At 65.1% G+C, this 8,771-nt stretch carries 8 protein-coding genes; 5 read left to right on the top strand and 3 right to left on the bottom strand.

The features are described from left to right. Positions 1–6 precede the first annotated feature (6 nt). The 4 genes from pstB (at position 7) to phoR (ending at position 3,701) form a co-directional block, all read left to right on the top strand. On the top strand, positions 7–855 hold the full coding sequence (gene pstB / locus G3N92_RS09125; protein ID WP_206127135.1) for a phosphate ABC transporter ATP-binding protein PstB: 849 nt from the start codon (positions 7–9) through the stop codon (positions 853–855). 16 nt (positions 856–871) lie between these two features. Continuing rightward, positions 872–1,576 (top strand): phosphate signaling complex protein PhoU, encoded by a 705-nt coding sequence (gene phoU, locus G3N92_RS09130; RefSeq protein ID WP_206127136.1) that lies wholly within the window; start codon positions 872–874, stop codon positions 1,574–1,576. A gap of 31 nt (positions 1,577–1,607) precedes the next feature. Next, positions 1,608–2,309: a phosphate regulon transcriptional regulator PhoB gene (phoB, locus tag G3N92_RS09135; protein ID WP_206127137.1), complete on the top strand. Its 702-nt coding sequence runs from the start codon at positions 1,608–1,610 to the stop codon at positions 2,307–2,309. A 78-nt stretch (positions 2,310–2,387) separates the two neighbouring features. Next, on the top strand, positions 2,388–3,701 hold the full coding sequence (gene phoR / locus G3N92_RS09140; protein WP_206127138.1) for a phosphate regulon sensor histidine kinase PhoR: 1,314 nt from the start codon (positions 2,388–2,390) through the stop codon (positions 3,699–3,701). Between the two features lie 84 nt (positions 3,702–3,785). Here the strand turns inward: phoR and ppk1 are convergent, their stop codons facing one another. After that, positions 3,786–5,849, bottom strand: a complete 2,064-nt coding sequence (ppk1, locus tag G3N92_RS09145) for a polyphosphate kinase 1 (RefSeq protein ID WP_206127139.1) — start codon at positions 5,847–5,849, stop codon at positions 3,786–3,788. Positions 5,850–6,192: 343 nt separating this feature from the next. On the opposite strand from ppk1, the gene ppx reads away from it, so the two are divergent. Beyond that, positions 6,193–7,707: an exopolyphosphatase gene (ppx, locus tag G3N92_RS09150; RefSeq protein ID WP_206127140.1), complete on the top strand. Its 1,515-nt coding sequence runs from the start codon at positions 6,193–6,195 to the stop codon at positions 7,705–7,707. Between the two features lie 89 nt (positions 7,708–7,796). Here ppx and G3N92_RS09155 read toward each other — a convergent pair whose 3' ends face one another. Continuing rightward, positions 7,797–8,237, bottom strand: a complete 441-nt coding sequence (locus G3N92_RS09155; protein WP_206127141.1) for a hypothetical protein — start codon at positions 8,235–8,237, stop codon at positions 7,797–7,799. A 219-nt stretch (positions 8,238–8,456) separates the two neighbouring features. Next, positions 8,457–8,771, bottom strand: coding sequence for a hypothetical protein (locus tag G3N92_RS09160; RefSeq protein ID WP_241014676.1), 315 nt, complete (start codon positions 8,769–8,771; stop codon positions 8,457–8,459).

Below are 8,771 nucleotides of genomic sequence, written 5' to 3' on the forward strand. Positions count from 1 at the left end.
AATCCGATGAATATGGCAGAAAGCCACCTGAAACCGATCGAACTCGGCAAAGCCCCCGCCGGCGGCAACGCGGCACACGGCCAGTCGCCGCTCGTCACCACCGAAGCGAAGATCGAAGTCAACAATCTGAACTTCTTCTACAACAAGTTCCATGCGCTGAAGAACATCAACATGCGCATTCCGGAAGGCAAGGTGACCGCGTTCATCGGGCCGTCGGGCTGCGGCAAGTCCACGCTGCTGCGCACGTTCAACAAGATGTACGCGCTGTATCCGGAACAACGCGCCGAAGGCGCGATCGTGATGGACGGCGAGAACCTGCTCGAATCGAAGCAGGACATCTCGCTGCTGCGCGCGCGCATCGGCATGGTGTTCCAGAAGCCGACCCCGTTCCCGATGTCGATCTACGACAACATCGCGTTCGGCGTGAAGATGTTCGAGAAGCTCACGCGCTCGGAAATGGACGACCGCGTCGAGTGGGCCCTGACCAAGGCCGCGCTGTGGAACGAAGTGAAGGACAAGCTGGGCCAGAGCGGCTACGGCCTGTCGGGCGGCCAGCAGCAGCGCCTGTGTATCGCGCGCGGTATCGCCATTCGCCCCGAAGTGCTGCTGCTCGACGAGCCGTGCTCGGCGCTCGACCCGATCTCGACCGGCCGCATCGAAGAGCTGATCGCCGAACTGAAGAGCGACTACACGGTCGTGATCGTCACGCACAACATGCAGCAGGCGGCGCGTTGCTCGGACTACACGGCTTACATGTATCTGGGCGAGCTGATCGAATTCGGCGATACTGAAAAGATCTTCATCAAGCCGGCCCGCAAGGAAACGGAAGATTACATCACCGGCCGTTTCGGTTGATGACGGAGCAAGAACAATGACCGATAAGCATCTGTCGAGCCAATTCGACGCCGATCTGAACGCGGTGTCGTCGAAGGTTCTCGAAATGGGCGGCCTCGTCGAGGCGCAGATCACCGAGGCGATCCACGCCCTCAACGAATTCGACCGCGAAGCGGCCGAGCGCGTGATCGCCAACGAAGACATCCTGAATTCGATGGAAGTCGAAATCGACGAAGAGTGCGGCAACATCATCGCGCGCCGCCAGCCGGCCGCGCGCGACCTGCGCCTCTTGATGTCGATCTCGAAGACGATCACCAACCTCGAACGCGCCGGCGACGAAGCCGAGAAGATCGCCAAGCGCGTGCGCCGTCTGGCCGACGAGCCGATCGCACGCGGCGTGAACATCGCCGAGATCAAGGTGTCGGGCGAGATGGCCGTGACGATCCTGCGCCGCGCGCTCGACGCGTTCGCGCGTCTCGACACGGTGGCCGCTGCCCAGATCGTCAAGGACGACAAGGAAATCGACCAGGAATTCCGTGCGTTCGTGCGCAAGCTCGTGTCGTACATGCAGGAAGATCCGCGCACGATCTCGGTCGGCCTCGACTTCCTGTTCATCGCCAAGGCGATCGAGCGCGTCGGCGATCACGCGAAGAACATCGCGGAATTCATCATCTACATCGTCAAGGGCACCGACGTGCGGCACCAGCCGCGCGATCTGCTCGACCGCGAAGCCAACAGTTAATCAGCCAGGACAAGGACGGACAGAGGTGCCGATGCCCAGCAACATTCTCGTCATCGAAGATGAGCCCGCGATTTCCGAACTGATTTCGGTGAACCTGCAACACGCGGGCCATTGTGCGATTCGCGCGTACAACGCGGAGCAGGCGCAAAACCTGATCAGCGACGTTCTGCCTGATCTGGTCCTGCTCGACTGGATGCTGCCGGGCAAATCGGGTATCGCGTTCGCACGCGAACTTCGCAACAACGAGCGTACGAAGCATATTCCGATCATCATGCTGACGGCGCGCGGTGACGAGCAGGACAAGGTGCTGGGCCTCGAGATCGGCGCGGACGACTACGTCACGAAGCCGTTCTCGCCGAAGGAACTGATGGCGCGCATCAAGGCGGTGCTGCGCCGCCGCGCGCCGCAGCTCACCGAGGACGTGGTGTCGATCAACGGCCTGCGTCTCGATCCGGCCACGCATCGCGTCGCGGCCAGCGCCGAAGGCAACGAGATCAAGCTGGACCTCGGTCCGACCGAATTCCGCCTGCTGCATTTCTTCATGACGCACCCCGAGCGCGTGCACAGCCGCACGCAACTGCTCGATCAGGTGTGGGGCGATCACGTATTCGTCGAGGAGCGTACGGTGGACGTGCATATCAAGCGCCTGCGCGCGGCCCTCAAGCCGGCAGGGTGCGATGCTATGATCGAAACCGTTCGCGGCAGCGGCTACCGCCTCGCGAAACACGCTTGACGCCACGCGGCGCGCGATCGGGGCGATCGCCCGCGCGCCGCGCTCCAGCTCACTCCCGTTCTCTTTAGAGCGCCAACCATGAACATCATCTGGGCGCGCTTTCTGGTCTCGCTCGTCCTGCTCGCGCTGGTGTCCGCGCTGGCCGGCGCGCTGATCGGCATTCGCGCTGGCCTTGCGGTCGCGGTCCTCCTGCTGGCCGCGCAGGCGTTCTTCAGCACCTTCCATACGCAGCGTCTGTGGCGCCTGCTCGACGCGCCGGTGTACGGCGAAGTGCCGAGCGCGCCGGGCATCTGGGGCGAAATCTACTATCGCCTGCACAAGCTCGCGAAGCAGTGGCATTCGCAGGTGCGTCAGGTCGAGCAGCAGCATTCGCGCTTCATCCAGGCGATCCAGGCCTCGCCGAACGGCGTGGCGATGCTCGACGATCACGACCAGATCGAATGGTGCAACGCGATCGCCGAGCTGCATTTCGGGCTCGATTCGAAGCGCGACCTGCGCCAGCACATCACGCATCTGGTGCGTCACCCCGATTTCGTGCGTTACCTCAACGCGCAGCATTACGACGAGATGCTCGTGATGCGCGGCATGGGCGAGGGGCGTCAGCACGTGATCGCCGTGCAGGTGTTCCCGTACGGCGACAACCGCAAGCTGCTGCTCACGCAGGACATCACCGAGGTCGAGCGCACCGACGCGATGCGCCGCGACTTCGTGGCCAACGTCTCGCACGAGCTGAAAACGCCGCTGACGGTGCTGTCGGGCTTCCTCGAAACGCTGCGCGAGCTGCCGGTGTCGGAAGAGGAGCGCGCGCGCTACCTCGACATGATGGAGCAGCAGGCGTCGCGCATGCGCAAGATCGTCACCGACCTGCTGGTGCTGGCCAAGCTCGAAGGCGAGGGCAAGCCGCCCACCGACAAGCCGGTCGACATGGACGACGTGCTCGGCCATCTTGAGGATGTCGCGCAATCGCTGTCGGCGGGGCACCACGAGATTTCGTTCGAGATCGACGAGGAACTGACGGTAACGGGCGCCGAGACGGAAATCTTCAGCGCGCTCGGCAATCTCGTCACGAACGCGGTGCGCTACACGCCGGAAGGCGGCAAGATTCGCGTGTGCTGGCGGCGCGACGGCACGCAGGCGGTGTTCTCGGTCAAGGACAGCGGCTTCGGAATTCCGTCGGAAGATCTGCCGCGGCTGACGGAGCGCTTCTACCGCGTCGACCGCAGCCGGTCGCGCGACACGGGCGGCACGGGCCTCGGCCTCGCGATCGTCAAGCATGTGCTGCAACGCCACGACGGCCAGTTGCTGATTCAGAGCGAGGAAGGGCGCGGCAGCACGTTCACCGCGCGCTTCCCGACGCAACGCACGGTGGCGCGCCGCTCGCAGCAGGCCTGAGCCCGCGCCCGCGCCATGAAAAAATGCCACCCTCGCGGGTGGCATTTTCATTTGCATCGCGCGATGCGGCCGGGCGAAGCGGGCTCAGCCGCCGAACTTCTCCAGCAGCCCGAGCTGCGCGCTGCGCGGCGTCTTGCCGGTGCGGCGGCGCTTGTAGTGGCCGTCGCTCTGCATCAGCCACGCCGATTGGTTGTCGCCGAGCAGCACCGACAGCCCTTCGGCGATCACGCGGCGCTTGAGCTTGCGATCGTGGATCGGGAACGCCACCTCGACGCGGCGGAACAGGTTGCGATCCATCCAGTCGGCGCTCGACAGATAGACCTCCTCGGCGCCGCCCGCATGGAAGTAGTAGATGCGGTGGTGTTCGAGGAAGCGGCCGATGATCGAGCGCACCGTGATGTTCTCGGACAGCCCCGGCACGCCCGGCTGCAGCGCGCACACGCCGCGCACGATCAGATCGACCTTCACGCCGGCCTGCGAGGCGTCGTACAGCTCGGCGATCACCGACGGTTCGAGCAGCGCGTTCATCTTCGCGACGATCCGCGCGCGCTTGCCGGCGCGCGCGTTGGCGATTTCGCGGCGGATGCCCTCGATCATCTTCGGATGCAGCGTGAACGGCGATTGCCACAGCTCGTGCAGCCGCAGCTCGCCGCCGATGCCGGTCAGCTGCTGGAACACGTGATGGACGTCCTCGCAAATTCTCGGCTCGGCCGTCATCAGCCCGAAATCGGTGTAGAGGCGCGCCGTGCGCGGATGGTAGTTGCCGGTGCCGAGGTGCACGTAGCGGCGCAGCACGTTCTTGCCGCCGTGCTTTTCGCGGCGCACGATCAGCACCATCTTGGCGTGGCACTTGTGGCCCACCACGCCGTACACCACGTGCGCGCCCACGGCCTCGAGCCGCGACGCCCAGTTGATGTTGGTTTCCTCGTCGAAGCGCGCGAGCAGCTCCACCACCACCGTCACTTCCTTGCCGTTGCGCGCGGCTTCCATCAGCGCGTCCATCAGCGGCGAATCGGTGCCGGTGCGGTAGATGGTCTGCTTGATGGCGACCACGTTCGGATCCTTCGCGGCCTCCTGCAGCAGTTGCAGCACGGGCTGGAAGCTTTCGTACGGATGGTGCAGCAGGATGTCGCCGCGATCGATCGCCGCGAACATCGACGGCGCGTTGGTCACTTCCGGCGGCGTGGCCGGCGTGTGCGGCACGAACTTCAGTTCGGGCAGGTCGACCAGATCGGGCAACTGCATGAGCCGCACCAGGTTGACGGGGCCGTTCACGCGATAGCAGTCGCGATCGCCGAGCTCGCTCTCGTCGAGCAGGCGGCGCACGATGTGCGCGGGCGTGTCGGCCGACACCTCGAGCCGCACCGCGTTGCCGAGGTGGCGCGCGGGCAGTTCGCCCTGCAGCGCGACGCGCAGGTTGGTGATTTCGTCCTCGTCGACGAACAGTTCGCTGTTGCGCGTGATGCGGAACTGGTTGCAGCTCTTGACCACGAGCTTCGGGAACAGCTCGCCCACGAAGCGCTGCATCAACGAGCTGAGCAGCACGAAGCCGTGACGGAAGCCCGACAGTTCCTGCGGCATGCGCACCACGCGCGGCAGCGCGCGCGGCGCCTGGACGATGCCGAGCAGCGCCTGGCGGCCGAACGCGTCGCGGCCTTCGAGTTCGACCACGAAGTTCAGGCTCTTGTTGAGCACGCGCGGGAACGGGTGCGCCGGATCGAGCCCGATCGGCGTCAGCACTGGCAGCAGTTCGTCGAGGAAGTAGTTGCGGGCCCAGTCGAGCTGCGCCTCGCTCCAGCTGTCGGTGCCGTGGAAATGGATGCCTTCGGTTTCGAGCGCCGGGATGATGGTCTCGTGCAGCATCGCGTACTGCTTGTGGACGAGGCGTTGCGCGCGCTCGACCACCAGGTCGTACACGTGCTGCAGCGACATGCCGTCGGGCGACGGCGCGCCCGGGTTGTCGCGCATCTGCTCCTGCAGCCCGGCCATTCGGACTTCGAAGAATTCGTCGAGGTTGCTGCTGGTGATGCAGATGAAACGCAGCCGTTCCAGCAACGGAACGTGCGGATCGGCGGCTTGCGCGAGCACGCGCTCGTTGAAGCCGAGGATGCCCAGTTCACGATTGAGCAGCGGGTAGCGGATGGACATCGGCAGCGTGGATGGCTGATCAGGTGCGGAGGGGAGGAAGGGGTGCTCGGAAATTCTCACGGTTTAATGACATATTGATGACGTATTTGTACTTCTTTTCGAATGATACGTCCTGACATTCCATGATTTGATGACGTATTGATGACAATGCAGGATGCCTCAGCAAATAATACGTCGGCAACCGGCAAATCTCACCGTCTGTTTCAAACGAAACATTTCGCGGTTGCAGCAATTGCTTGCGATGATCCGACACCGCGGCTGCGACAGCATTTAAAATGTGGCGTTTGAATGTCATGGTCCGGCGTAGCGGCGGCTCGCCGGACGAGAACGGAGCAACTACCCGATGGTCACATCCCCGCAACTACTCGCCGCCGTCGATCTCGGCTCGAACAGCTTCAGGCTGATCGTCGGCCGGGTCGAGGAAACGCCTGCGGGCAGCCAGATTTACCCGGTCGACGCACTGCGCGAGCCGGTTCGTCTCGCGGCAGGCCTGTCGCGCGACAAGATGCTCGATCGCGCCTCGCAGGAGCGCGGCTGGGAAGCGCTGAAGCGCTTCGGCGAGCGCCTGCGCGATTTCCACCCCGATCACGTGCGCGCGGTGGCCACCAACACGCTGCGCGTCGCCAAGAACGCCGGCGAGTTTCTGGTCGAGGCCGAAGCGGCGCTCGGCTTCCCGATCGAAGTGATCGCCGGCCGCGAGGAAGCGCGCCTGATCTACGCGGGCGCCGCGCACTCGGTGCCGGCCAACGCGGGCAAGCGCCTCGTGGTCGACATCGGCGGCGGCTCGACCGAGTTCATCATCGGCCAGCACTACACGCCGATCGTCATGGAAAGCCTGTACATCGGCTGCGTGAGCCACAGCCGCCAGTTCTTCCCGGCCGGCAACGTCGACGAATACACGATGCGGCAGGCCGAACTGGCCGCCAAGCGTGAAATCCAGATCATCTCAGGCGAATACAAGAAGGCCGGCTGGGATCAGGCGATCGGCTCGTCGGGCACGGCGCGCGCGCTGGCCGAACTGGTCGAGGGCAACGGCTTCAACGACGCCGGCATCACGCACGGCATCTCGCGCGGCGGGCTCGAACGCCTCAAGCGCGCACTGATCAAGGCCGAGAACGTCAACCGCCTGAAGCTCGTCGCGCTGAAGCCCGACCGCATTCCGGTGCTGGCGGGCGGCCTGTCGATCATGCTGGCCGTGTTCGAGGAGCTCGGCATCGATTACGTCGACACCACCGACGGCGCGCTGCGCCTCGGCGTGCTGTACGACCTGCTCGGGCGCGCGCAGCACGAGGACATGCGCGCGGTGACGGTCGAGGGCTTCACGCGCCGTTACGGCGTCGATCGCGCCCAGGCCGACCGCATCGCCTCGCTCGCCACCAGCTTCTACGATCAGCTCGAACAGACCGAGGAAATCCGGCGTCCGGAAGATCGCACGTTCGTGGGCTGGGCGGCCGCGTTGCACGAAATCGGCCTGTCGATCTCGCACAGTTCGTATCACAAGCATTCGGCCTATATCGCCAGCAATGCCGACATGCCCGGCTTCTCGCGCACCGATCAGGCCCGCCTCGCGGCGCTGGTGCTCGGCCATGCGGGCAAGCTCGGCAAGCTTTCGCAGTCGCGCGACGTCGAATGGCCGCTGCTGTTCTGCCTGCGCCTCGCCGCGCTGCTGTGCCGTCGCCGAACCGATGCCGGCCTGCCGCAGATCTCGGTGTCGGACAACAAGAAGGGCGGCTACGAAGTGCGCTTGCCGAACAGCTGGGTCGAGCAGAATCCGCTGACCGACTACAGCCTGAGCCAGGAAGCGGCGGAATGGGAGAAGGTCGGGATTCCGTATCGCGTGGTGTATACGGAAGATTGAGCGGAAGGCCGGGCGCCGGCTCGATAAAAAATGGCTGCATGCGAAAGGCATGCAGCCATTTTTTTATGCGCTCGAAGCCCTGCGAAGGCTCAGGGCGTGCAGACGATCGCGGTCAGGAACGGAAACGCGGCCTTGACGGTGGCGTTGCTGCCGGCGGCGCGCACCTTTTCCTCGACGCTGCTTCTCGAGCCGCGCACCACCACGCCGTAGCCCCATTGGTCGATCTGCTTGCCGTCGCCGTGCTGGAACAGCGGATCGTTTTCCTGATAGCCGAGCACCACGTAGACCGAAAAGCCGTAGGCCGTCAGCGGATGCGTGGTGTGGAATGCGTTCATCGAATTCGCTTCGACGTGCATCGGTTTGGTGTCGATGTCGCCGGCTTCGGCCAGCGGCGCGATGAATTTGTGGCCGTTCCACGAGCAGTCGAGCGCGGCGTCGAGCGCTTTCGGCTCGGCGGCGAACGCGGGCGTGGCGGTGGTCAGCAGGGCGGCGCAGGCGAGGCCGGCGGCCGCGAATCGATGTGCTTTCATACGGCGCAAGATCGGTGATGTTGTTGTTCTGGTCGCGAGAAAGCCGGTGCGGCATGCAGCCGGCCCGCCGCGCCCGGCTGACCCTGATCGCCGGCGCGGCGTGTTTCGATCATAACGAAAACGGGGCGGCGGCGCAGCGGGGGCCGCCGCCCCGCGCTGTTGCGCCGTGGCGCGCGGCCCGCGCCAGCCAAGTGGTGGCTCACTGCGGCGCACTGCGCCTCACTGCGGCTCGCGTTGCAGATATTGCCGCACCTGCTGCAGGCTCACGCGCCCGCTGTGCGCGGTGTCGATCTGGTCGAAATGGCGCGCGATGAACGGCAGGCCGTTGGCGCGGGCCTGCGCCGCGGTGATCGAGCGTCCGTCCGACAGCGCGGCGTTGGTGGCGAGGCTCGCGGCGAGCCGGGAACGGGCCTGGCGCGCGAGATGGGCGCCGGTGGTGGCGGAGGCCGGCGCGGCAATCGGCTTACAGCGGAGGAGCGTCGTGGTGGGAGAGAGGGTTGGGGGCGGGGGAGGTCTCGGTGGTGCGCAGATCAT

The sequence above is a fragment of the Burkholderia sp. Ac-20379 genome (assembly GCF_017104645.1).
In the GTDB taxonomy this organism is placed as follows: Bacteria; Pseudomonadota; Gammaproteobacteria; order Burkholderiales; family Burkholderiaceae; genus Burkholderia.